General features: G+C 67.8%; 20 protein-coding genes. 9 read left to right on the top strand and 11 right to left on the bottom strand.

Going from position 1 to position 22,869, the window contains the following annotated elements; translation table 11 throughout:
- Positions 1 to 147 precede the first annotated feature (147 nt).
- The 3 genes from ACFW16_RS21635 to ACFW16_RS21625 all read right to left on the bottom strand — a co-directional run bounded on the left by ACFW16_RS21635 (position 148) and on the right by ACFW16_RS21625 (position 3,975).
- Positions 148 to 1,149, bottom strand: coding sequence for a nucleotidyltransferase family protein (locus tag ACFW16_RS21635; protein WP_380308880.1), 1,002 nt, complete (start codon positions 1,147 to 1,149; stop codon positions 148 to 150).
- Positions 1,150 to 1,190: 41 nt separating this feature from the next.
- On the bottom strand, positions 1,191 to 2,348 hold the full coding sequence (locus ACFW16_RS21630; RefSeq protein ID WP_380308827.1) for a PqqD family peptide modification chaperone: 1,158 nt from the start codon (positions 2,346 to 2,348) through the stop codon (positions 1,191 to 1,193).
- 658 nt (positions 2,349 to 3,006) lie between these two features.
- Positions 3,007 to 3,975 (bottom strand): zinc-binding alcohol dehydrogenase family protein, encoded by a 969-nt coding sequence (locus ACFW16_RS21625; RefSeq protein ID WP_380308825.1) that lies wholly within the window; start codon positions 3,973 to 3,975, stop codon positions 3,007 to 3,009.
- A gap of 165 nt (positions 3,976 to 4,140) precedes the next feature.
- On the opposite strand from ACFW16_RS21625, the gene ACFW16_RS21620 reads away from it, so the two are divergent.
- The 3 genes from ACFW16_RS21620 (at position 4,141) to ACFW16_RS21610 (ending at position 6,577) form a co-directional block, all read left to right on the top strand.
- Positions 4,141 to 5,034, top strand: coding sequence for a LysR family transcriptional regulator (locus ACFW16_RS21620; RefSeq protein WP_380308823.1), 894 nt, complete (start codon positions 4,141 to 4,143; stop codon positions 5,032 to 5,034).
- A 211-nt stretch (positions 5,035 to 5,245) separates the two neighbouring features.
- The gene (locus ACFW16_RS21615) at positions 5,246 to 6,181 is read left to right on the top strand and encodes a pirin family protein (protein WP_380308821.1); all 936 of its coding nucleotides are present in this window, start codon (positions 5,246 to 5,248) and stop codon (positions 6,179 to 6,181) included.
- 45 nt (positions 6,182 to 6,226) lie between these two features.
- The gene (locus tag ACFW16_RS21610) at positions 6,227 to 6,577 is read left to right on the top strand and encodes a hypothetical protein (protein ID WP_380308819.1); all 351 of its coding nucleotides are present in this window, start codon (positions 6,227 to 6,229) and stop codon (positions 6,575 to 6,577) included.
- Between the two features lie 150 nt (positions 6,578 to 6,727).
- Here ACFW16_RS21610 and ACFW16_RS21605 read toward each other — a convergent pair whose 3' ends face one another.
- The gene (locus ACFW16_RS21605; protein WP_380308817.1) at positions 6,728 to 7,465 is read right to left on the bottom strand and encodes an SDR family NAD(P)-dependent oxidoreductase; all 738 of its coding nucleotides are present in this window, start codon (positions 7,463 to 7,465) and stop codon (positions 6,728 to 6,730) included.
- A 316-nt stretch (positions 7,466 to 7,781) separates the two neighbouring features.
- Between ACFW16_RS21605 and ACFW16_RS21600 the strand changes: the two genes are divergently transcribed.
- The 3 genes from ACFW16_RS21600 to ACFW16_RS21590 all read left to right on the top strand — a co-directional run bounded on the left by ACFW16_RS21600 (position 7,782) and on the right by ACFW16_RS21590 (position 10,326).
- The gene (locus tag ACFW16_RS21600; RefSeq protein ID WP_380308815.1) at positions 7,782 to 8,432 is read left to right on the top strand and encodes a hydrolase; all 651 of its coding nucleotides are present in this window, start codon (positions 7,782 to 7,784) and stop codon (positions 8,430 to 8,432) included.
- Between the two features lie 201 nt (positions 8,433 to 8,633).
- Entirely contained in the window at positions 8,634 to 9,992 is a 1,359-nt protein-coding gene (locus ACFW16_RS21595) for an alginate export family protein (RefSeq protein WP_380308812.1), read from the top strand.
- Between the two features lie 52 nt (positions 9,993 to 10,044).
- Complete coding sequence (locus tag ACFW16_RS21590; RefSeq protein WP_380308810.1) at positions 10,045 to 10,326, top strand: LLM class flavin-dependent oxidoreductase; 282 nt, start codon at positions 10,045 to 10,047, stop codon at positions 10,324 to 10,326.
- A gap of 240 nt (positions 10,327 to 10,566) precedes the next feature.
- Here ACFW16_RS21590 and ACFW16_RS21585 read toward each other — a convergent pair whose 3' ends face one another.
- The 5 genes from ACFW16_RS21585 to ACFW16_RS21565 all read right to left on the bottom strand — a co-directional run bounded on the left by ACFW16_RS21585 (position 10,567) and on the right by ACFW16_RS21565 (position 16,798).
- Positions 10,567 to 14,277 carry a vitamin B12-dependent ribonucleotide reductase gene (locus ACFW16_RS21585; RefSeq protein ID WP_380308808.1) on the bottom strand — a complete coding sequence of 1,237 codons (3,711 nt, stop codon included), beginning with the start codon at positions 14,275 to 14,277 and terminating at the stop codon, positions 10,567 to 10,569.
- A gap of 463 nt (positions 14,278 to 14,740) precedes the next feature.
- Entirely contained in the window at positions 14,741 to 15,211 is a 471-nt protein-coding gene (locus ACFW16_RS21580) for a GNAT family N-acetyltransferase (protein WP_380308806.1), read from the bottom strand.
- A gap of 73 nt (positions 15,212 to 15,284) precedes the next feature.
- Positions 15,285 to 15,887, bottom strand: a complete 603-nt coding sequence (locus ACFW16_RS21575) for a hypothetical protein (protein WP_380308804.1) — start codon at positions 15,885 to 15,887, stop codon at positions 15,285 to 15,287.
- The gene (locus ACFW16_RS21570) at positions 15,887 to 16,321 is read right to left on the bottom strand and encodes a bleomycin resistance protein (protein WP_380308802.1); all 435 of its coding nucleotides are present in this window, start codon (positions 16,319 to 16,321) and stop codon (positions 15,887 to 15,889) included. Before ACFW16_RS21570 ends, ACFW16_RS21575 begins: the two co-directional genes overlap by 1 nt.
- A 42-nt stretch (positions 16,322 to 16,363) precedes the next feature.
- Positions 16,364 to 16,798, bottom strand: coding sequence for a GNAT family N-acetyltransferase (locus tag ACFW16_RS21565; RefSeq protein WP_380308878.1), 435 nt, complete (start codon positions 16,796 to 16,798; stop codon positions 16,364 to 16,366).
- A gap of 322 nt (positions 16,799 to 17,120) precedes the next feature.
- On the opposite strand from ACFW16_RS21565, the gene ACFW16_RS21560 reads away from it, so the two are divergent.
- Both ACFW16_RS21560 and ACFW16_RS21555 read left to right on the top strand, forming a co-directional pair.
- The gene (locus ACFW16_RS21560; RefSeq protein ID WP_380308800.1) at positions 17,121 to 17,936 is read left to right on the top strand and encodes a LuxR C-terminal-related transcriptional regulator; all 816 of its coding nucleotides are present in this window, start codon (positions 17,121 to 17,123) and stop codon (positions 17,934 to 17,936) included.
- A gap of 120 nt (positions 17,937 to 18,056) precedes the next feature.
- Positions 18,057 to 20,666, top strand: a complete 2,610-nt coding sequence (locus ACFW16_RS21555) for a beta strand repeat-containing protein (RefSeq protein ID WP_380308798.1) — start codon at positions 18,057 to 18,059, stop codon at positions 20,664 to 20,666.
- An 18-nt stretch (positions 20,667 to 20,684) separates the two neighbouring features.
- Here the strand turns inward: ACFW16_RS21555 and ACFW16_RS21550 are convergent, their stop codons facing one another.
- Entirely contained in the window at positions 20,685 to 21,155 is a 471-nt protein-coding gene (locus tag ACFW16_RS21550; protein WP_380308796.1) for a GNAT family N-acetyltransferase, read from the bottom strand.
- Between the two features lie 89 nt (positions 21,156 to 21,244).
- On the opposite strand from ACFW16_RS21550, the gene ACFW16_RS21545 reads away from it, so the two are divergent.
- On the top strand, positions 21,245 to 22,531 hold the full coding sequence (locus tag ACFW16_RS21545; protein ID WP_380308794.1) for an amidohydrolase family protein: 1,287 nt from the start codon (positions 21,245 to 21,247) through the stop codon (positions 22,529 to 22,531).
- Between the two features lie 19 nt (positions 22,532 to 22,550).
- Here the strand turns inward: ACFW16_RS21545 and ACFW16_RS21540 are convergent, their stop codons facing one another.
- Complete coding sequence (locus ACFW16_RS21540; protein WP_380308792.1) at positions 22,551 to 22,799, bottom strand: hypothetical protein; 249 nt, start codon at positions 22,797 to 22,799, stop codon at positions 22,551 to 22,553.
- Positions 22,800 to 22,869: the final 70 nt, after the last annotated feature.

Here is a 22,869-nt window from a genome sequence, read left to right as displayed (position 1 = left end):
CTGGAACCTGAACAAACGGCACCGCCGTTCACACCTTGGTCGGAGGTGCTGGGGTTTTTCGGAGTATCTTTCGAAATTTGGAGGTATCCTTCCCTCAAAGGGGGATGACCATTTTGCCGGCCCGTCTTGTCGCCGGAGTCCAAGGGCTTAGAGCTTGGGGCCGAGATGGACTCCCATCAGTGCCTCGATGGTTCTCCGGCGTCCCTGCAGCAGCTTGCGTGCGATCCGTGGCGCGAAATCGGCCAAGGTGAATGAAGGCCCGTCTCCCAGCCGGATGCGCCGGGCCAGCCACGCCATCGCGCCGGCCAGGCGCAGCGGCGCCGCGAGGATCGGATGCCGGATCTGAACCATCCGCCGCCAGTGCTGCAGCCGGGGAGCCAGGCGGCCAGTCAGATCCGCCGGCACCTGGACCCCGAACAGGCCGTGCAGGGTCAGAAGCTGGGTCTCGGCTGCGGTCCACCAACCGGCCGCCGACAGGCTCGCCTCGAGCATGTGCCAGTCGATCTCCCCCGCCAGCGCGGCGAGATCGCGGAGATGGCGCAGGTCGATGCTGCCGCGCCAGTAGTCACCTTCCTTGACCTGGTCATGCATGATCAGATGGGCGGCGCGGAAGGTCGGTGACGGCAGCCAGGCCTGGATCCGGTCACGCTCGACGGAGGAGCATCGCGCCGTTGCGATGATGGCCGCGCCGTAGGCCTCCAGCGCATCGTTGAGGCAATGCAGTTCCAGGACGCCGGCGTCCGCGGAACGCCACAGGCCATGCAGCCCCTGCGACGCCTGATAGCCGAGCGCCCCGAGAGCGGCGTCCGCGGCGGGTTTCTCCTTGTCTGCGATCAGAAGGTCGAGATCGCTCATCATCCGGGCGCCGATATCGGCATCGGGCGCCAGGAGCAGGATGCCTGCCCCCTTCAGGACCATCGGCCTGACGCCCGCCCGGTTCAGCCCTCCGATCGCTTCGATCAGCTGAGCCCGGAGGCGAAGGTTTCGCTGTCGGTTGCGGCCGTGAATGAAGCTGAGATAGTCGCGGATCTCGCTTGGCTGTCCAGGCAGGGCGCCGCTGCGTTCCAGCGCGAGGAACACTGCCGGCGTCAGCCAGGAGTGATTGGCGATCTCGATCACGGCAAGCCAGTCCGCGGGGGCGGGCGGCATGCCGTCAAGGGCCCTGATCAGGGCCCTCAATGCCGGCATTTTCAGGCGCATCCGCGCTGCAGTTCCCGCACGGCGTCTTCGAGCCGGGCATAGTGCAGCACATGGCACTGCGCGCCTGCCATGGCCTGGACCAGCTGCCCGAACGCGGCTGTCCGCAGCTGTTCTCCGGGGGCGGTTGCCTCAGCCAGGATCATCCGCATCGCGTCGACCTTGTCCAAGGGCGCCAGGGACGCCGTGGCACGGTGTGGCTGCCGGCGCAGCAACACCACCCAACCGAGCGGCAAGGGCTCGGTCACCGGAGGGGCGGACGGCGGCAGATAGCGGACATGCTGCCCATCCGATCTCAGACAGGTTCGGACCGTCTCCAATTCCGGCCGGAACCACGAGACCAGCCCCCAGGCACCGGACTTGACCGCCGCGGCGAACGGCACACCGGCCACCCGGCCGGTCGGCGTCAGCAGGGCGATGTCGTCGCCGGCATAGCCGAAGCCGGCATGCGCCAGGGCCAGCGCAAGGGTCGTCTTGCCCGCCCCGGCCTCCCCGCCGAGCAGCAGCATGCGATCGTGATGCGCCAGCGCCGCCGCGTGGATCGCCAGCGCATACCGGCCGTGGGCCAGAACAGCGGCGGTGAGCTGTGCCTTCAGGGCCGGAAGGATCTCGTCCGGGCTCAATGTCTCGAGGGCCGCTCCATCCGCCCGCAATCGAAACCGGGTTCCTTCGGCGAGAATCTCGAACGACACATCCGCCGGGGCGTGCGTGGTGGGGGATTTCGCTGCGAGATGGGCGAAGGCGGGCGCGACGATCCGCGCCAGGGACGGGCGGCCGTATCCAATCCGGACGGCCAGCCCGGCGACGCGAATGACCTGCGGCTGCACGTCGCCCTTGGCGGCCGTGCCGAAGCCGGCCCCACCGGTGCCGGCGAGCCGGGCCCAGACGGCCAGCGCGTCGCGGACATAGGCGTCCGCGGTCTCCGGCGAGATCCCGAGTTCGGCCAAGCCGTCGATGATGGCCGCCGGCGCGTCGCCATCGGCCAGGCGGTACCAGATATAGGCCGCCGTGTCGTTCAGCTCGTAGATCTCCTGCCGCGGCTCGCTGAACGCCAGCTTGCGGCCGTTCATCACCGCGAAGGCTGTTCCTGCGGCGGCGCCTTCCCCCGGGGGAGCCTCGGTTCCGCCGGTCTCTTCGGCCGATGGCGTCATCCTCGCGACGCCTAGAACAGCCGATCCAGGATCCAGCCCAACAGGCCACCGTGCTGACCGGGATGCCCGTCGGCATGCCCCGGAGGTGTGCCGCCATGGCCCGGGGGTGTGCCGCCGTGGCCCGGATTGTGGCCCGGCGGACCACCCCGGCCGCCCGACTGTGCGATCGCCTGTGAGCTCAGGCTGGTCGACAGGAGCATGGTGACCGCGGGAGGGGTCACGACCGCAAACCGGCCGCACTTGGCCAGGAACGCTCGACGATCTGCCGTGTCGACCTGATCTGCCGTGTCGATCTGCGGAGGGGGTTCAGGAGGGGCCGTCATGCTGCACCTTCCGTTCGTATGCAGCGGAAACGCTATTGACGGCGCGGTCTTCCCACAATTGGACATTCGACGTGCTGCATGCGCCGACTGTCATTCATGGAGGGGAGCTGGCGAGCGGAGGTGGTATGGCGGGGGGCGCCGCAATGCTGAGCCCGGGCATCGCGAGCTACCACCTTGGTCGGAGGCTGGGCGCGGGCGGAGGATCGCAGATGACCCCCTCACGCCCTTATGCTGGCGTTACGCCTTGCTGCTCCACTCCTCGGGACACGACCTTTCCCCCAGACGTCTGATGGCCCCTTCAGTGGATTTAGCGGAAGTCACTGGGTCCACGATGCTCATTGCGTGGCCGGGACGATTACGACGCGCCCGAGGACGGAATTGCCTTCGGCATGGGCGTGGGCCTCAGCAGCGGCCGCGAGTGGAAACGTCCTGTCCACGATCACCCGAAGATCCCCGGTCGCCGCCAGCTCCAGCATTCGGGAAACCGTGAGGTAGACATCAGGCTTTTCCAATTGCGTTCCCATGAAGACGCCGAAAAGCGATTGGTTCGCCTGCAGCGCGGGCCACAGATCGATACCGAGCTGCGAACCGCCGGCGTTGCCGACGAAGACCAGGCGCCCCTCGGGGCGTAGCGCCGCCAGGGAACCTTGCAAGGTGGTTCCCACCGGGTCCACGACGAGATCCACGCCACGACCTTCTGTCAGACGCATGACCGTGTCGACGACCTCGGCCGAGCTATGATCGATCGCATGATCGAGGCCAAGCCGGACAAGACGTTCGGCCCTTTCAACCCCGGAGACCGTTGCAAGCACGGTCGCGCCTGCCCGATGCGCGAGCTGGATGGCGGCGAGCCCGACGCCGCCGGCGCCGGCCTGGATAAGGACAGTTTCGCCACGCCTCAAACCACCCCGTGCGAAAAGGCAGTGATGAGCGGTCCCGAATGCGATCGGCAGAGCTGCGGCAGCGGCCATGTCGAGTCCTTCCGGCACAGGCCACGTCCGGCTGGCGGCAACCGCACGCAACTGCGCGTGCGACCCGGCGAGATCGAAGCTCGTCACCTTCTGGCCGACCTTGCGATTCGACACCTTCTCTCCGACCGCGATGATTTCGCCAGCGGCCGCATAGCCGACGACGAAGGCTGGGTGGGGTGGAGGCGTGGACGCGCGATTGATCAGGTCGCCGCCCTCGATAGCGGCAGTCTCGACGCGGATCAGGACGCCATCGCTTGGACAAACCGGATCGGGCACATCCGCATAACGGAGGACATCCGGCGGGCCGGGGTGATCATAGATGGCTGCCTTCATGGTTCTCTCACTGCGCGCCCCGCGGAAAGCCGCTATGAATGGCAATGGGTTCAACGGACGCATGCGGCGGCGGGCCACGTCGCCCGGTCAGAACTTGCCGTTCCTTTCGGTGATGCGGTAGTGCCATAGTCAGACAGGCTGTGTCGCGGAACAAGGAACGCCAAATTGGACATCGAGGATCTCCGGACATTCGTCGCCGTGGCCGATGCTGGAGGCGTGTCGGCCGCCGCGCGCCGGCTCGGGGTCTCCAAATCGATCGTCAGTCGGCGGCTTTTGCGGATCGAGGCGGAGCTCGGCGTCCAGCTTCTTGCGCGAACGACCCGCGGCGCCGCGCTCACTGAGGCGGGGATCACGTTCAGAGACCATGCGGCCCGAGCCAGCGCCGAGATCGATACCGCCAGGGAAACGATCCTCCCCACCGGCGAGCTGCGCGGCGTCCTGAGGGTTGCGATGCCGCTTACTTTCGGCCCGACGCATTTCGCCCCCGTCATCGCGGAAATGGCGCGCCGGCATCCGCAGCTCCACGTCCATACCTCCTACAGTGATCGCTTCGTCGATCTCATCGCAGAGGGTTTCGATTGCGCGATCCGGGGCGGCTACCTTCAGGATTCCAACCTGATCGCGAGGCGCGTCGGGCCGATCCATGGAAAGCTTGTCGCAAGCCCGGATTATGTCGAAGCGCACGGGTCACCCGAAACCCCGGCCGAACTCGCCAGCCATCAGGCCCTCATGCAGGGAACGGAAACCTGGCAGTTCATGGATGGCAGCAAGATCGTCACGGTCCAGCCGCAGGGCAGGTTCAAGGCCGACAGCGCCACGGCGCTTGCCGCGGCGGCGGCGGCAGGTCTCGGCGTCGCCTGGCTCCCCGATTGCATCACATATGAATATCTCGCCTCCGGCGCGTTGGTCCCGATCATGACACGCTATCCGGTCCCTCCGGGGGCCGCATATGTCGTCCGCCCGCCGGGTCAGCATCCCACGCGGAAAGTGCGGGTGCTGACGGAGATGCTGATCGAGTACTTCGCACGAAATCCGGACGTTTGGGGTCTCGACCGCTAAAACACGAACGGAGCGAGGCCTTATCGAAAACTGCGTCGGCGGTCGCTCCACTGCGGGGCCGCTGAGCTCGACGACATCGCCCGCACGTTCCACTTACTGCGACACAGCTCGACGTGGCACAGGGCTAGTCGGGCAGACCGTCGCTCGCCAGTCTGGGCATTCGCATCGGCGAGGGCGAGGCCTCCCGGAAGCCCAAGAGAGAATGAGGCGCATGAGCTGGAATCCGGCAATCGAACCGGGCTGCCCCGATGAGGTCGGCCTCGACGCGATCGAAACTCTCATCGTTCCACGCTCTCGCGATCTCGGCGGCTTCGAGGTTCGGCGCGCCCTGCCGGCGCCGAAGCGGCAGATGGTCGGACCGTTCATCTTCTTCGATCAGGCCGGACCGGCCGAGTTCCTGACCGGACAGGGCGTCGACGTTCGGCCGCACCCGCATATCGGTCTCGGCACCGTTACCTATCTCTTTCGCGGCGACTTCCATCACCGGGACAGCACCGGGGCCGATCAGACGATCCGTCCGGGCGAGCTGAACTGGATGGTCGCCGGGCGCGGCGTGACCCATTCCGAGCGCACCTCCGCGGCGGCCCGAAGCGGTCCGAACAGCCTGTTCGGCATTCAGACCTGGCTGGCGCTGCCCGAGCGTCACGAGGATATGGCGCCGATGTTCGAGCATCACGGGAGGGAAGCGCTGCCGGTGATCGAGGATCGTGGCGTCTCGGTCCGGCTCGTCCTCGGGGATGCTTATGGTGAGAAGGCTCCCGCGACAATGTATTCGGAGACGTTCTACGCCGACGTGGCGCTCGATGCGCAAGGGCGGTTGCCGATACCGCACGATCACGAGGACCGGGGCATCTACATCGTCGAAGGCTCGATCTCGATCGCCGGCCAGGATTTCGAAGCGGGTCGGATGATGGTTTTCCGCCCCGGCGACAGGGTCACGGTTGCGGCCGGCGACAGAGGCGCGCGCCTGATGATCCTCGGTGGCGCGACCCTTTCGGGTCCCCGCTACATCTGGTGGAATTTCGTTGCGTCTTCGCAGGAGCGCATCGAGGAGGCCAAAGCCGAATGGCGGGCGCAGAACTGGGGCAAGGGGCGCTTCGATCTCCCGGTCGATGACCGGGATGAGCACATTCCACTTCCGGACTGACCGGCCCAGGTGACGCAACCACGCCAGCTGGCAGGAGCAATTCCCATGAAGATCAGCAAGTTCGCCATCACCGACGCAGAGCTGGAGCGTTCCCCGGGACAGGACGGAGAGGTGTTTGTGGGCAACCTGGTCGACCAGCGCCATGGCTCCCCGATCACCATCGGCTACGGGCGCTATGGGCCGAACCAGACGCTCAAGGAGACAATGGCCGTCGACGATGTGATGGTCGTCCTTGAGGGGCGACTGACGGTGTCCGCCAACTCAGACAGCGTCACTGCGGGGCCGGGCGAGATCGTCCATATGCCCAAAGGGCAGAAGGTGACGATCCACTCGCACGAGCAAGGCGCGGTCACCGCCTATGTCACCTATCCCCACTGGCAGGAGGCACGGGAGTAAGTCCTCCGGGTGACGCCGCAGGCTCGGCGCCCACGCAGATCACTGTCCGCAAATCCTGACCCAAGAGGTCGGCGCAGGAGAGCCGGGGCGTACGGCCCGGGCTGTCGTTGCTTGTCAACATGCGACATGTCCCGCGCCGAACGAGGGACGTCACACTTGGGCGATACCGCCGTCGGCAAACACTTCCGCACCGGCCATGAAGCCGCTGTCGCTCGAAGCGAGGAAGGCGGCGACGGCGCCAATCTCGTCCGGGTCGGCGATGCGCCCGATCGGCGTGATACCTCGGACCGCCTCGATGCCGTCCTTGCCCATGAGCTCCAGCACCTTCTCGGTCTCTGTCAATCCCGGCGACAGGACGTTCACCCGGATCCCCCTGTCAGCGAGTTCCAACGTCCAACTGCGCGCGAAGCTGCGGACTGCCGCCTTGGTTGCGGCATACAGGCTGAAGTTGGAGAAGCCTTTCACCGTGGCGCTCGATCCGGTCAGGATGATCGACCCTCCTTTCCCCATCAAGGGCAACGCGCCTTGGACGGTGAACAGGAGGCCTTTGACATTGGTGCCGAAGACCCGATCGAACTGTTCGGTCGTGGTCTGCCCGAGCGGCGTTGGCTCTGAAATGCCGGCGTTTGCCAACAGAATGTCGATGCTGCCGCGCTCTTTTTTCACGACTTCAAAGAGACGATCGAGATCTTCCGTCCCGTTGATCGATCCGGTGACGCCGCGCGCGTCGGGCCCAAGTTTCGCCACCGCAGCATCAAGTGCCGACGCGGTGCGACCGAAGATGTACACGAATGCACCTTCTTCAATGAAGCGTTTGGCTGCGGCAAATCCGATGCCGGTCGCGCCGCCGGTGATCACCGCGGTCTTGCCTTCCAGTCTGGTCGTCATGTGGTCCTCGTGTTCGATCTGCCGCGCGACGGATTGCGCGCCTTCGCGAGCTTGCGGGCTCATCATGCCTGGAAGTGGGAGCAGCGCCTTTCGTCGGTAGCCCTGAAACGCGTCGTGCTGTGTCGCGAAAGGGGGAACGCCGGGCAGCTGTGCAGTCGGCGGCGGTTGGTGTCCCTAATTCTGCGACACAGCGTGGCAAATTCCGGCACTACCGTAATGCGTTCGAGAACGGCAATACGAGGCAGCGCTGCCCCGGGGGGCGCAAGATTGCCCGGCAGACATCGCCATCCATCGAAGACGTCAGAAAGAGATAGTCATGACCTTCCGCAACGGCCTCGACTCGCTTCTTCGTCCGGAGGACTCGGTCCTCGTCCTGATCGACCACCAGCCCTATCAGCTGGCCAATCTGAACAGTCATGACCCGCACATGGTGGTCAACTACACGACCGCGCTGGCGAAGCTAGCAAAAGCCTTCAATGTTCCGACCATTCTCACCAGCGTGATCGCGGCGCGCGGTGGACTTCTCTTTAAGCAGATCACCGACGTATTTCCGGACCAGGAAGTCATCGATCGCACCTGGGTGAACACCTGGCAGGACGAGAATGTGGTGAACGTCGTCAAGGCGACCGGCCGCAAGCAGCTGATCATCGCCGGCCTGTGGACCGAGGTCTGCGTCGCAATGCCTGTGATCCAGGCCGCCGGCGAAGGCTGGGACGTGACCGTGATCACCGACGCGTCGGGCGGGATTTCGAAGGAGTCTCACGAAGTTGCCATCCAGCGAATGATCGCGGCCGGCGCGAACGTGATGACCGTGATGGCGCTCGCTGGCGAATGGCAACGCGATTGGGCGCGCACCGAGCATGTCGAGGAGCTGACCGAGATTCTCATCCAGCACTTCGGCGGCAGCGGCATCGCGTATCTTTGGGAGCAGCAGCTGCTCAACACGCCGGTCGGCGCGGCCGAGTGATCCAGGCGGATGACGGGTGTCTGCGCAATGGACTGCTGCGAAGCAGATCGGGTGTTGGCCCCCGTCACCCTCCTTCGCCATGTTGCGCGGAACCGTCCCCCGCATACAAGGCTGAGCCGCCATGTTCGCCGCCATCCCCGACGTCTATCGAGCGGGGTGCGGAGTTCGTGGTGCCTTCTCTACATAACGGCCATAGCGGCCATGCCGGTCGCGGCCGAAGCGCAGGTCGGGACCGATATCGGACGCGCCCCGACCCTCACGATCGAGCGCTATCCGGAGAATTGGACCCATCTTGCAGACCCTGCGAAGCAGACGGGGCGATGGACCGAACAGTTCAAGTTCATCCCTCTGAGCGCCGACGGATCAACCTATCTCACGACGGGCCTCGAGTTCCGATCGCGCTACGAGGGCTATGCCAACGTCAATTGGGGGGCGGCGCCGGACGATGGCTATGCCTGGCATCGCTTCATGCCCTATGTCGATTTCCATGCGGGCAAGCTGCGCCTGTTCGCACAACCCATGCTCTCCGGGATTTCGGGCGTTCGCCGCGCCAAGCGGCCGGTCGATACGACAGGCGCCGACATGCTTCAGGCGTTCGTCGAGGTCGAGGCGGATATCGCAGCCCACACTTCGCTGCGGATGTCGGCGGGGCGCAAGCTCATATCGCTGGGCGCTGGGCGCTTCGTCGATACGCGCTATGGCCCCAACATCCCTCAGGCCTTCGATGGCTTCGACATGTCTTTGACGGGCAAGGCCTGGCAGGTAACGGCACTCTATTTTCGTCCGGTCGACAACAGGCTGGACGATTTCGACGATCGGACATCGACCCAGAAGGCACTCTGGGGCGTCTATGCGACGCGATGGCTGGGCGAAGATCGGACCAACGGCTTCGACATCTTCTATCTCGGTCTGCGAGATCGCAACGCGGTCTACGACCAAGGCGCCGGGAAAGAGCTGGTCCACACCTTCGGCACCCGCATATTCGGAGACACCGGTGCCTCATACTGGAACCTTGAGGCCGCCGTTCAGCACGGAACCTTCGCGAACCACCGCAGGGCGGCCTGGGGGATCGGTGGCGAGATCGGTCATCGCTTTCAGCAAGCGCCGCTGCAGCCCGACCTCAGGCTCACCGCCGATGTGATCTCGGGCGACGACAACCCGGATGATCCAGAGCTGGGAACGCTCAATCCCCTCTTTCCCAGGGGCAAGTACTTTGCGTCTCAGTCGCCGATCGGACCACGCAACCTCATCCATATCCGACCTTCCGTCACGATCCGCCCACACGAGGGCGTCGAGCTGTCGCTGTCGGGTTCGGCCTATTGGCGACAGAGCACCGACGACGGCATCTATGCGATCTCGGGCGCCCTCGTGCGCAGCGGCAGGGACAGCGATGCGCGCTTCATCGGGACGCAAGCCGAAGTCGCCGCAGCCTGGCAGGCAACGCCGGAGCTCAACCTGTCGGCCTCGGTCGGCGTCTTCGATCCGGGAACGTTCATTCGAGAGACGGGGCCGGCGCAGGTCATCAAACTCGTCAGCTTCATGGCGAACTACCGGTTCTGACGATGCGATCGTTCGCGGCTCCCGAACCCATGACCCCACACCATGCCGCCAAATGAGTTTGCAAGGACCGTCAATGCAAATCGGTATCGACAGCTTCGCCGCCATCTTCCCCGATCCGGCGACCGGCAGGCCCTCTTCTGCGACCGATCGCATGGCCGATCTCCTCGACGAGGTCGAGGTCGCCGACCGTGTCGGGCTCGATGTCTTCGGCATCGGCGAGCATCATCGCGCCGAGTTTCTCGATTCCGCGCCGGCGATCATCCTGGCCGCGGCCGCGGCCCGCACCAGCCAGATCCGGCTGACGAGCGTAGCTCGTTGCGTCTCCCCGATTTGAACCTGCATCGAGCACATGACCGCCTGGCATCGACGTCAGCAAACGTCCGCCTTCCGGGGGGCCGGCATCGCGTCCGGATGTGCTGGCGTCTCGTCGAGCAATAAGATCCCGGCGAGCACCACTTTCGTGAAGCCCGCCGGGATCCGGTGCCGGTGTTTGTGAGACGAGTGCCATCTTTTTGTGAGATTCGACACTCGCCCGGGCACCTCTTTCTTCCCGCTTCCTATCGCCCTCCGGGCCTCAGCTGCAGCCGGTGGTCCCGCCGCAGGTATCGCATTTCAGGCAGGTGCCGTTCCGCACCAGGGTCATGTTCTGGCATTCGGGGCAGGGGTCGCCCTCATAGCCCTTGGCCCGCGCCTCGCGGATCTTGGCCAGGCGGACATCCGCCGTGCCGTTCAAGGCCGCGCTGCGCAGCTGGATCGGCTCCGGCGCCGGCGCCAGGGCGGTGGCGCCCTCGGTGTGCAGCGCCGTCGCCGCCTCGCTCACCAGATCCTGCACCTCGCCCACCCGGGCGACGGTGCGGAGGTTGCCGCCCTCGAACACCCGGAAGTTGCCGCGGACGAAGCCGGTGGACGCCACCTTGCGGATCGGTGCCGAGGCCACCGCCGGGGTCTTGCCGTCGTCCGAGGTCACGCCCTTGCCGACCGTGTCGGGCGTCAGGTCGTCCGGCGTGGCATGGGCCAGGTCGCTGCGGTCGAGATAGGACACCGCCAGCTCGCGGAAGATGTAGTCGATGATCGAGGTCGCCATCTTGATGGCGTCGTTGCCCTGGACCGGGCCCGAGGGCTCGAACCGGGTGAAGGTGAAGGCCTCGACGAACTCCTCCAGCGGCACGCCGTATTGCAGGCCGATCGAGACGGCGATGGCGAAGTTGTTCATCAGGCTGCGGAAGGCGGCGCCTTCCTTGTGCATGTCGATGAAGATCTCGCCCAGCCGCCCGTCATCGTACTCGCCGGTGCGGAGATAGACCTTGTGGCCGCCGACGATCGCCTTCTGGGTGTAGCCCTTGCGGCGGTGCGGCAGCTTTCCGCGGATGCCGGTCTTGTCGACGATCCGCTCGATCACCCGCTCGACGATCCGCTCCGCCACCATCGGCGCGCGGGCGCCGGCCGGCGCCTCGATGAGGCGCTCGGCGAAGCTCTCCTCCTCCTCGATGTCGTCGTCGTCGAGCAGCGAGGCGTTGAGCGGCTGGCTCAACTTCGAGCCGTCGCGGTAGAGCGCGTTGGCCTTGAGGCAGAGCTGCCAGGACAGGAGATAGGCGTCCTTGCAGTCCTCCACCGTCGCCGCGTTCGGCATGTTGATGGTCTTGGAGATCGCGCCTGAGATGAAGGGCTGTGCCGCCGCCATCATCCGGATGTGGCTCTCGACCGACAGGAAGCGCTTGCCGATGCGGCCGCAGGGGTTGGCGCAGTCGAACACCGGCAGGTGCTCGTCCTTCAGCTCCGGCGCGCCCTCGAGGGTCATGGCGCCGCAGCACCAGGTGTTCGCGGCCTCGATCTCGGCCCTGGAGAAGCCGAGGAAGGCGAGGAGGTCGAAGGTGACGTCGTCGAGCGCCGCCGCCGGCACCTTCAGCGTCCCCGTCAGGAAATCGTCGCCGAGGGTGTAGCGGTTGAACACGAACTTGATGTCGAAGGCCGATTTCAGCCCGAGTTCGACCGCGTCGATCGTGGCCTGGGTGAAGCCCTTGGCCTTCAGCGCGGCCCAGCCGATCGCCGGGGAATGCTCCAGCGTGCCGTGGCCGACGGCGTAGCGGATGATCGCCTCGATCTGGTCGTCGCCGTAACCGAGGACGCGCAGCGCCTCCGGCACCACCCGGTTGATGATCTTGAAGTAGCCGCCGCCGGCCAGCTTCTTGAACTTCACCAGGGCGAAGTCGGGCTCGATGCCGGTGGTGTCGCAATCCATCACCAGGCCGATCGTGCCGGTCGGCGCGATCACCGTCGCCTGGGCGTTGCGGTAGCCATGCGCCTCGCCGAGGCCGAGCGCGCGGTCCCAGGCGCGGCGGGCGGCGGCGACCAGTTCCTGGTCCGGGCAGGCATCGGCCTCCAGCGGCACCGGATTGATCGACAGGCCCTCATAGCCGTCGGCCTCGCCATAGGCGGCGCGGCGGTGATTGCGGATCACGCGCAGCATGGCGGCCGCGTTCTTGGCGTAGCCGGGGAAGGGGCCCACGGCCTTGGCCATCTCGGCCGAGGTGGCGTAGGCGACGCCGGTCATCAGCGCGGTGATGGCGCCGCAGATCTCGCGGCCGTCGACGCTGTCATAGGGGATGCCGGACGCCATCAAGAGGCCGCCGATATTGGCGTAGCCCAGGCCGAGGGTGCGGAACTCGTAGGACAGGCGCGCGATCTCCCGGCTCGGGAACTGCGCCATCATCACCGCGATCTCCAGCGTGATGGTCCACAGCCGGCAGCCATGCTCGAAGGCCGGCACGTCGAAGGAGCCGTCCGCCCGGCGGAAGGTCATCAGGTTCAGGGACGCCAGGTTGCAGGCCGTGTCGTCCAGGAACATGTATTCCGAGCACGGGTTCGAGGCGTTGATCCGCCCCGATTCCGGGCAGGTGTGCCACTCGTTGATGGTGGTGTCGAACTGCAGCCCCGGGTCGGCCGAGGCCCAGGCGGCGTGGCCGATCTTCTCCCACAGGTCGCGGGCCTTGAGCGTCTTCGCGACCTTGCCGTCGATGCGGCGGATCAGCTGCCACTCGCCGTCCTGCTGCACGGCCTCGAGGAAGGTGTTGGTCAGGCGGACGGAGTTGTTCGAGTTCTGGCCGGAGACGGTGAGGTAGGCGTCGGAATCCCAGTCGGTGTCGTAGACCCGGAACTCGATGCCGGTGTAGCCCTGGCGCGCGAAGTGGATGACGCGCTGGACGTAGTTCTCCGGCAGCATCGCCTTGCGGGCGCCGATGATGGCGCGCTTCAGCGCCTTGTTCTGCTTCGGGTCGAAGCGGTCGCCGGTCTCGGCGTCGGAGGTGCCGTGGCACGCCTCCATCACCTCGTTCAGGTGCTTGCGGGCGAGCTTCGAGCCGGCGACCAGGGCCGCGACCTTCTGCTCCTCGACCACCTTCCAATCGATATAGGTCTCGATGTCCGGGTGGTCGATGTCGACCGTCACCATCTTGGCGGCGCGGCGGGTGGTGCCGCCCGACTTGATCGCACCGGCGGCGCGGTCGCCGATCTTGAGGAAGCTCATCAGGCCGGAGGAGCGGCCGCCGCCCGACAGGCGCTCGCCCTCGCCGCGCAGCTTCGAGAAGTTGGAGCCGGTGCCGGAGCCGTATTTGAACAGCCGGGCCTCGCGGACCCAAAGGTCCATGATGCCGCCCTCGTTCACCAGGTCGTCGGCGACGGACTGAATGAAGCAGGCATGCGGCTGCGGCCGCTCATAGGCGCTGTCGGACAGGCGCGGCTCGCCGGTCTTCTCGTCGACATACCAGTGGCCTTGGGCCGGGCCGTCGATGCCGTAGGCCCAGTGCAGGCCGGTGTTGAACCATTGCGGGCTGTTCGGCGCGGCCATCTGCTGCGCCAGCATGTAGCGCATCTCGTCGAAATAGGCGCGGGCGTCGGCGGCCGAATCGAACAGCCCGCCCTTCCAGCCCCAATAGGCCCAGGTGCCGGCCAGCCGGTCGAAGACCTGGGTCGCGCTGCGCTCGGCACCGACCCGCTCGGCTTCGGGCAGCTCGGCCAAGGCCTTCTCGTCGGGCACGCTGCGCCACAGGAACTCGGGCACGCCCTTCTCGCGGACGCGCTTCAGCCGGGCCGGGATGCCGGCCTTGCGGAAGTACTTCTGCGCCAGGATGTCGGCCGCGACCTGGCTCCATTCGGCCGGCACCTCGATGTCGGTCTGGCGGAACACCACCGAGCCGTCCGGGTTGCGGATCTCGCTGGTCGCCGACCGGAACTCGATCCCCTCATAGGCGTCGTGCCCATCGGCCGTGAAGCGCCGTTCGATCCGCATGGTCCCCGATCCTCCTTCATCCGTCGCGTGCCCGCGACCCCCGCCTGATGCCCATCGGGGACCGCGATCCCCGCGCCGAACTCGATCGGCGACTCGCGTCAGCAAGCCGCCACAGACCAGTCAAGGAACCTTCATCATAAGTCAAAAACAAGTATTGAAATTGGGAAATTTGCTCTCTCTGTGGATAAACCAGTGGATAGACCGGTGAATACCCAGTGAAGAACCGGTTATTATTTTCCGTGAGCCGCAGAAGCCTGCGGCTTTCCGGACCCGACCCGGCTCCGCCCGCGAGAGAATCGCCACAGATCCGATTCTTGTGGCTGACCCTACCCGTGGGTGGTTTCCCGTGCCAAGGCCCCAGATATTGTGTCAGTTTCATGGCTGGCGCAAGCGCGGAATCGCAGAGTCCGGGTCGTTCCGCATGCGGATTCAGCATGGGAATCACGGAGTTGCGGGAGAATCCTTAGGTTTCAGGGAAACCCAGGAGCAGGTCGGGCAGCCCTTCCTCGTTGTCGGAGCCGTCGCCCTCGCTGAGAATCACGCCGCCATGCGAGCGGTAGAAGGCGAGAGCGCGGGCGTTGTGGGCGAAGCAGTAGAGGCGCAGCCCGGGGCTGTCGCGCCGGGCCCAGGCCAACAGCGCCGTGCCGATGCCGCGGCGGTGGTGGTCGGGATGGATGTAGAGCTGGTCGAGCCAGCCGTTGTGGAGGGCGGCATAGCCCACCGGCGTGCCGTCGCGGCAGGCGATCATGACCTGCGACTGCTGGATGGTGCGCAGCAGGAAACGGCGGACCGAGGTGCGGCTGTGCAGGTTCGGGATCGCTGCCGACTCGCGGGCCCGGCGGTGGATCGCCGCCAGGGTGCCGGCATCGGCATCCGTGGCCGGGCGCAGCGTCAGCCCGGCCGTTTCGTTCGTGCTTGGGCTGGCGTCGTCCAAGGCGGTTCCGCCGATTCCGTCCGAAGCTGCCGCGACCATGCGGGCGGCGCTTCGGGGCGTCAAGGCTCAGGCGTCAAGGCCGAGGGGCCGGCTCGATATCCCTGCCGATCCGGTCCAGCAGGGCGCGGCCGCGCGGCGACAGGCGGTAGCCGACCTCCAGGCTCTCGGTCAGACCCAGCGCCTTCAGCTTCCGCACATCGGCCTTGAACGGCGCGGTCTCGCGGCCGAAACGGGCGGCGAGCTCCGGCGCCCTCATGCCGGGCCGCTCGCCGATCAGCCGCAGCACCGCCCGGGTCCAGGCGCCGCGCCGCGCCGAACGGTCGAGCCGGTCCAGCCTCTCGCGCAGCGCCGCGACGTCCTCGTCCGTGAGGTCGTGCTGCCGTCGCAGCGCCGCGCGCGGGTCCTCGCCCTGCAGCCGGAAGGCGATACGGTACAGCTCGCCCTTCGCGGGCCCCAGGCTGGCGAGCAGATCGTCGCGCCCGGCGAAGCCGGCCAGGCGGGCCTCCGCCTCGGTGATCCGGCCGGCGGCGACGATGTCGACCGCCTCGATCGCCAACACGCCGGCCAGCGTGGTCAAGGTCCCGCCGTCCCGCACCGTCGGCCGGCGCCAGCGGCGGAAGGCGAGGGTGACCGTTCCGGCGGCGATGCGGTCCAGGACCGGGCGCTTGAACAGCATCAGCCGCCGTCCCGCGGCGCCGGCCGCGACCCGAGAGGCTGGCAGAAGCGCAGCAGATAGCCGTCGGGATCCTGGACCACGAACTGGCGCTGGCCGAGCAGCTCGTCGCGGCGGCGGTACCACCGCTCCTCCAGCGGCCGTTCGATCGGGGCCCCGTCTGCCAGAACGGCGGCGTTCAGGGAGGCGACGTCCAAAACTTCGATCTGAAGATTGATGCCGCGGCCATAGGGCGGCTCCAGCGGTCCGGCCAGCCAGAGGCGCCCGGGATCGGCGGGCTGGTCCAGCATCAGCGCGGCGCCGTCCCGGTCGAGATAGGCGAAGCGCTCCTCAGGCCGGTCGTACAGCACGGCGAAACCGAGCAGCCCGGTGTAGAAGCGCAGGCTGCGGCCGATGTCCGAGACATAGAGCTCGGGCACGAGCTTGGGCGATGACATGGTGCTTCCTCCCGGAGACACCGTAGCCGATGCCCGCCGCCGTCACAGCTCCAGCTTCATGCCCTCGTGGCTGGCGACGAAGCCGAGCCGGGCGTAGAAGCGGTGGGCGTCGGGCCGGCGCTTGTCGGTGGTCAGTTGCACCAGGGCACAGCCGCGCGCCCGCGCCCGGGCGATCGCCCACTCCATCATCGCCCGCCCCGCGCCGCGGCCGCGCAGCGCCGAAACGATGCGCACGGATTCGATCTGCGCCCGCCAGGCGCCGCGGCGCGACAGGCCGGGGATGAAACCGAGCTGGAAGCAGCCGACCACCCGGCCACCCAGCTCCGCCACCACCATCTCCTGGTTCGGGTCGGCGGCGATCGCGGCGAAGGCGGCCCGGTAGGGCGCCTCGACCGCGGCCTCGCGGTTCTTGCCCAGGGGATCGTCCGCCAGCAGGCGCAGGATCGCCGGCAGGTCGGCCTCTTCGGCGGTGCGCATCGTCACGTCCATCATCCGCTCCGGAATTTCGTCTCTCGCCGTAACGGCTTATCGCGGCAGCCGGGCCCATTGCGAGCGCCGCCATGGCGATCGAGCTTCGATGTCACGAATCATATGCCCGGGCGAGGGCCGTGTTTTGAGGGGCTGTCCTGATGCGTCTTCCGCCGGCGGGCCGGACCGCCGTCCCAGGCTAGGACGGGACGCGATCCCGGGATGTGCGCGCCGTCACCGCGACAGGACCGGGTCCGATCCAGTATTCTCTTATGCACGGCATGTGCAGCGCCGGGGCCCGCCCGGCGTGCGAGGAGAGAGAGGGGATACCATGCAAGGCCGTTCCATCGGCGGGCCGGCGCTTCCGCCGGCGGTCGATGAGCCGTCTTCCGTCGCCCAGGCGGACGAACCGCCGATTCTCGGGCTGATCGATCAGATCTACGACGCCGGCATCGGCAACGAGGACTGGCTCGCGGTGCTGCGCCGGCTGGGCGAGGCGCTGGGCGGCGAGTCCGTGGTGCTGCGCCGGATCGGCCCGGCCACGCCGGGCCCGGCGACCATGGCGACGGAGACCGATCCGGATTATGTCGAGCGGTATCACGCGCATTATTCCAGGCTGCTGCCGCTCCTGCCGCTGCTGCCGCGACTGCAGCCGAACGCCGCCTTCGCCCATTCGGCGCTGATGCCGAACGCGGAGTACCGGCGCACCGAGTTCTACAACGACTTCATGCGGCCGCAGGGCAAGGACCATGGCCTGTATTGGGTCGATTTCGGCCAGGGGGGCCTCTCGGCGATGCTGTCGGTGTGGCGACCGCGGCGCCGGCCCGACTGGGACGAGGCGCAGGTCCGGATGCTGCGCGCGATCGGGCCGCATCTCGGCCGGGCGCTGCGGATCGAGCGCGGGCTGGCCGCGCTGCAAGCCCCCGCCACCGCCGCGCCTCGGCGGCAGTCGCCGCTGACTCCGCGCGAATGCGACTGCCTGACCTGGGTCGCCCGCGGCGCCTCCAGCAAGGAGGCGGCGCGCCGGCTGTCCCTGTCGGTCTACACGGTCAACGAATACCTCGCCTCGGCCATGCGCAAGCTGGGGGCGGGCAGCCGCGCCGAGGCCGTTGCCATGGCGCTGCTCAGCGGCGCGATCGGCGGCTAGCCTCAGCGATCCGGCGGCGGATCGCGCGCAATAAAATAACTGCAAAACGAACCGTCATTAGTGTCTTTTTCCGGCAGGATCCCTCGGCAAATTTCTCGTTTTCCGATCAGGGATTTCACCATGGCGGTCATCAACGGCGATGCGGGCGCCGATATTCTCGACGGCACGGCGAGCAACGACACGATCAACGGCCTCGGCGGCAACGACATCCTCTCCGGGCTGGCCGGCCAGGACACGCTGAACGGCGGCGACGGCAACGACACGCTTCGCGGCGGTCTCGGGGCGGACACGCTGAACGGCGGCGCCGGGACCGACACCGCCGACTACGGCGCCAGCGCCGCGGGCGTGACCGTCACCATCGGCGGCACCGGCAGCGGCGGCGATGCCCAGGGCGACGCAGTCGGCGCCGATATCGAGAACATCGAGGGGTCGGCCTTCGACGACGCCCTGACCGGCTCGGCCGCAGCCAACCGCCTGGTCGGCGGGGCCGGCAACAATACCCTCTACGGGCTCGGCGGCGACGACACCCTGGTCGCCGGGGACGCTTCGGGCTCGGGCAACGACCTGCTCGACGGCGGCGCCGGCAACGACACGCTCAATGCCGGCGCCGGCACCGACATCCTGCGCGGCAGCGACGGCGACGACATCCTCCAGGGCGGCGCCGGCGCCGATACCTTGAGCGGCGGGGCCGGCATCGACCGGATCACCTACTTCTCCAGCACCGCCGCCGTGGCGGTCAACCTGACGGCGCTGACCGCATCCGGCGGCGACGCCCAGGGCGACACAATCGGCGCCGATATCGAGAACATCGAGGGCTCGAACGGCTTCGCCGACACCCTGACCGGGTCGGCCGCGGCCAACGTCCTGCTGGGCCAGGGCGGCAACGACGTGCTCGACGGCCTGGGCGGCGACGATTCGCTCGATGGCGGCGCCGGGGACGACGTGCTGCGCGGCGGCGCCGGGAACGACGTGCTCCATGGCGGGATCAGCAGCCTCAACGGCAGCAGCGGCAACGACACCCTCGAGGGCGGCGCCGGGGCCGATGTGCTGAACGGCGGCGCCGGCGTCGACACCATCGTCTACAACGGCTCGGCCGGGGTGACGGTGACCATCGGCGGCGCCGGCGTCGGCGGCGACGCTCAGGGCGACACCATCGGCAGCGACATCGAGAACATCCAGGGCACGGACGGGTTCAACGACGTCCTGACCGGCTCGGCCTTCGGCAATGTGCTGTCGGGCAGTGGCGGCAATGACAGGCTCAGCGGGCTGGCCGGCAACGACACGCTCGACGGCGGGGCCGGCAACGATGTTCTCGATGGCGGCGCCGGGGCGGATGCGCTGATCGGCGGCGCGGGCAGCGACACGATCGTCTATGGCGGGGCGGCCGGGATCACGATCGACCTGACCACGCTCACGGCCTTCGGCGGCGATGCCGAGGGCGACACCATCGGCAACGATATCGAGAACATCCGCGGCACCGGCTTCGACGACAGCCTGACCGGCTCTGCCGCCGCCAATGCGCTGTCCGGCCTCGCCGGTGCCGACGTGCTGTCCGGCCTCGCCGGGAACGACGCGCTCAACGGCGGCGACGGGGACGACTTCCTCACCGGCGGTGCCGGCGCGGATGTCCTGACCGGCGGTGCCGGCATCGACACGATCAACTACGACGGTTCCGCGGCGGTGCGGGTCAACCTGACGACCCTGACGGCGTCGGGCGGCGACGCCCAGGGCGACACGATCGGCCGCGATATCGAGAACATCCAGGGCACGGACGGGTTCGGCGATGTCCTGACGGGCTCCGCGGCCGCCAACGTGCTGTCCGGCTATGGCGGTGCCGATACGCTCGACGGCATGGCCGGCAACGACACGCTCCACGGCGGTGCCGGCAACGACACGCTCCGCGGCGGGGCGGGGGCCGACGTGCTCGACGGCGGCGCCGGCGTCGACGCCGCCAGCTACTATGAGGGTTCGATCGGGGTCGTGGTCAGCCTCGCCACCGGCAAGGGCAGCGGCGGCAATGCCCAGGGCGACACGCTGACCGGAATCGAGAATCTCTCCGGCAGCCAAGGCAATGACGACCTGACCGGGAATGCCGGGGCCAATCTGCTGCAAGGCTGGAACGGCAACGACATGCTCCGCGGCGGGGCAGGGGCCGACACGCTCGACGGCGGCGCCGGCATCGATACCGCCAGCTACTACGAGAGTTCGGTCGGGGTCTCGGTCAGCCTCGCCACCGGCAAAGGCAGCGGCGGCATCGCCGAGGGCGACACCCTGATCGGCATCGAGAATCTCTCGGGCAGCCAGGGCGGCGACAGCCTGACCGGGAACGCCGGGGCCAACACGCTGCAAGGCTGGAACGGCAATGATGTCCTCGTCGGCGGGGCCGGCAAGGACACGCTCACCGGCGGCGCCGGCGCCGACCGGTTCACCTACGCCGCCCTCGGCGACAGCGTGGTCGGGGCCAATGCCGACCGGATCACCGATTTCAGCCACGCCCAGGCGGACAAGATCGACCTGCACCTGATCGACGCCAACACCGGTGTCGCCGGCGACCAGGCCTTCAGCTTCATCGGCACCGGCGCCTATACCGGCATCGCCGGGCAGCTGCGCTACGTCGTGAGGGACGGCGTCACCACCATCGGCGGCGACGTCGATGGCGACAAGGTCACCGACTTCCACGTCACCCTGACCGGCAGCATCGCCCTCGTGGCCGGCGACTTCGTGCTGTAGCGGCGGCGCTCCGCGATATCAGGCGGCGGGGATGGCTTTCGCCATGTGCACGATGAGGTACTCGCCCCGCTGCTCCTGATGCGTCTCGCGATAGCCGCGGGCGGTGTAGAGGGCGCGGTTCTCCGACATCCGGATGTTGGTGTAGAGCCGGATCTCGTCCAGGCCGAGGCGCCGCGCCTCGCGCTCCGCGAAATCCAGCAGGCGGCGGCCAAGGCCGTGGCCCTGATGGTCGGGATCGACGGCGACGTTGACGATCAGCAGATGGTCGGGCTCGACCTTCAGCTCGATCAGCGCGATGCAGCCCCGCATGCCGTCGATCGCCCAGATCTCGTGCTCGGCCAGGGCGCGGACATAGTCGGCCCGCATCGGCTTCGGCTCGATGCCGACGCTGATGATCCATTTCGCATAGGCGCGGCGGACCAGGGTCCGGATCGCCTCCGCCTCGTCGGGCCGGGCCCGGCGGATCTCGCCCCATGCCATGCTGATCATGGGCGCTCTCCCGTCTTTCGCTTCATCGGCCGCATGCTATCGTCGGCGGCGCCGTTCGCTCAGTGAAATTCCCGAAAGCCAGCCCCGCCATGGATCTGATCCTGCGCCACGCCAACCTGCCCGACGGCCGCACCGGCATCGATATCGGCATCGAAGGTGGCCGCATCGTTGCGGTCGAGCCGCGGCTGGCGGCGGAGGCGGGGCAGGAGATCGACGTCACCGGCCGGCTGGCGGCGCCGCCCTTCGTCGACTCCCATTTCCATCTCGATGCCACGCTGTCGCTCGGCCTGCCGCGGCTGAACCGATCCGGCACGCTGCTGGAAGGCATCGCCCTGTGGGGTGAGCTGAAGCCGCGGCTGACGCAGGAGGCGGTGATCGCCCGGGCGCTGACCTATTGCGACCTGGCGGTGGCGCAGGGCCTCCTGGCGATCCGCAGCCATGTCGATGTCTGCGACGACCGGCTGCTCGCGGTCGAGGCGCTGCTCGAGGTCAAGCGCCGGGTCGCCCCCTATCTCGACCTGCAGCTCGTCGCCTTCCCGCAGGACGGGCTGTTCCGCTCCGCCACCGCCGAGCGAAACCTGCTGCGCGCGCTCGACCTCGGCGCCGACGTGGTCGGCGGCATCCCGCATTTCGAGCGGACCATGGCCGACGGCGCGGCCTCGGTGCGCCGGCTGTGCGAGATCGCGGCGGAGCGGGGGCTGCCGGTCGACCTGCATTGCGACGAGAGCGACGACCCGCTGTCCCGCCACATCGAGACGCTGGCGGCGGAGACCCACCGCCTCGGCCTCGGCGGACGGGTGACGGGGTCGCACCTGACCTCGATGCATTCGATGGACAATTACTATGTCTCGAAGCTGATCCCGCTGATGCGCGAGGCCGGGGTGGCGGCGATCGCCAACCCGCTGATCAACATCACCCTGCAGGGTCGGCACGACAGCTATCCGAAGCGCCGCGGCATGACCCGGGTGCCGGAGCTGATGGCAGCCGGCATCACCGTCGCCCTCGGCCAGGACTGCGTCATGGACCCCTGGTACGCGATGGGCTCGGCCGACATGCTGGAGGTGGCGCATATGGCGGTCCATGTCGGGCAGATGACCGCGCTCGATGCCATCGGCCGCTGCTTCGCCGCGGTGACGACCGAAGCGGCGAAGATCCTCGGGCTGGACGGCTACGGCCTGGCGCCCGGCTGCCGGGCCGATATGGTGGTGCTGCAGGCGGCCGACCCGTTCGAGGCGGTGCGTCTGAAGGCGACCCGCCTGCTGGTGCTGCGCGCCGGCCGCGTGGTGGCCCGGACGCCGGAGCGGGCGACGGCGCTGGACCTGCCGGGCCGCCCGGCCACCGTCGTCCCGACCTTCACGCCCGGGTCGATCTCGTAGCGGGATCCGCGGACGAGAATCACAGGCTGTCCCTGACGCGGGCCAGAAACCGCGTGCGCTCGTCCGGCTCCGACACGCGGCTGCGCTCCCAGTCCGGGCCGGCGCGGAGGTCGGCGAACAGGCCGGCCGCATCCTCGTGGAAATGCAGCCAGGCCTTGCCCTTGCGGTAAAAGACGCCGGGCCGGGGCTCCTTGAGGCCGGGCAGGGCGCGAAGGGCGGTGACGAGGTCGCCGAGGGCCTCGAGAGCCGCAGGGCCGGCGTGCTTCATGCGGGCTCCGCATCCGTGGTGTGGAACGAGGCTATTCCACGCCGGCCGATCCTCCAACCGTTCGTCAGAT

Source organism: Inquilinus sp. NPDC058860, assembly GCF_042743185.1.
GTDB lineage: Bacteria > Pseudomonadota > Alphaproteobacteria > DSM-16000 > Inquilinaceae > Inquilinus.
The sequence above is the reverse complement of the archived record's forward strand: the minus strand, read 5'-3'. Positions and strand labels throughout refer to the sequence as shown.

Coding starts and splice junctions, on each gene's coding strand:
- ACFW16_RS21615 (WP_380308821.1), top strand. CDS start 5,246: ATGAGCTGGAATCCGGCAATCGAACCGGGCTGCCCCGATGAGGTCGGC.
- ACFW16_RS21555 (WP_380308798.1), top strand. CDS start 18,057: ATGGCGGTCATCAACGGCGATGCGGGCGCCGATATTCTCGACGGCACG.
- ACFW16_RS21560 (WP_380308800.1), top strand. CDS start 17,121: ATGCAAGGCCGTTCCATCGGCGGGCCGGCGCTTCCGCCGGCGGTCGAT.
- ACFW16_RS21625 (WP_380308825.1), bottom strand. CDS start 3,975: ATGAAGGCAGCCATCTATGATCACCCCGGCCCGCCGGATGTCCTCCGT.
- ACFW16_RS21600 (WP_380308815.1), top strand. CDS start 7,782: ATGACCTTCCGCAACGGCCTCGACTCGCTTCTTCGTCCGGAGGACTCG.
- ACFW16_RS21550 (WP_380308796.1), bottom strand. CDS start 21,155: ATGATCAGCATGGCATGGGGCGAGATCCGCCGGGCCCGGCCCGACGAG.
- ACFW16_RS21545 (WP_380308794.1), top strand. CDS start 21,245: ATGGATCTGATCCTGCGCCACGCCAACCTGCCCGACGGCCGCACCGGC.
- ACFW16_RS21595 (WP_380308812.1), top strand. CDS start 8,634: ATGCCGGTCGCGGCCGAAGCGCAGGTCGGGACCGATATCGGACGCGCC.
- ACFW16_RS21610 (WP_380308819.1), top strand. CDS start 6,227: ATGAAGATCAGCAAGTTCGCCATCACCGACGCAGAGCTGGAGCGTTCC.
- ACFW16_RS21590 (WP_380308810.1), top strand. CDS start 10,045: ATGAGTTTGCAAGGACCGTCAATGCAAATCGGTATCGACAGCTTCGCC.
- ACFW16_RS21565 (WP_380308878.1), bottom strand. CDS start 16,798: ATGCGCACCGCCGAAGAGGCCGACCTGCCGGCGATCCTGCGCCTGCTG.
- ACFW16_RS21605 (WP_380308817.1), bottom strand. CDS start 7,465: ATGACGACCAGACTGGAAGGCAAGACCGCGGTGATCACCGGCGGCGCG.
- ACFW16_RS21585 (WP_380308808.1), bottom strand. CDS start 14,277: ATGCGGATCGAACGGCGCTTCACGGCCGATGGGCACGACGCCTATGAG.
- ACFW16_RS21575 (WP_380308804.1), bottom strand. CDS start 15,887: ATGCTGTTCAAGCGCCCGGTCCTGGACCGCATCGCCGCCGGAACGGTC.
- ACFW16_RS21630 (WP_380308827.1), bottom strand. CDS start 2,348: ATGACGCCATCGGCCGAAGAGACCGGCGGAACCGAGGCTCCCCCGGGG.
- ACFW16_RS21635 (WP_380308880.1), bottom strand. CDS start 1,149: ATGCCGCCCGCCCCCGCGGACTGGCTTGCCGTGATCGAGATCGCCAAT.
- ACFW16_RS21540 (WP_380308792.1), bottom strand. CDS start 22,799: ATGAAGCACGCCGGCCCTGCGGCTCTCGAGGCCCTCGGCGACCTCGTC.
- ACFW16_RS21570 (WP_380308802.1), bottom strand. CDS start 16,321: ATGTCATCGCCCAAGCTCGTGCCCGAGCTCTATGTCTCGGACATCGGC.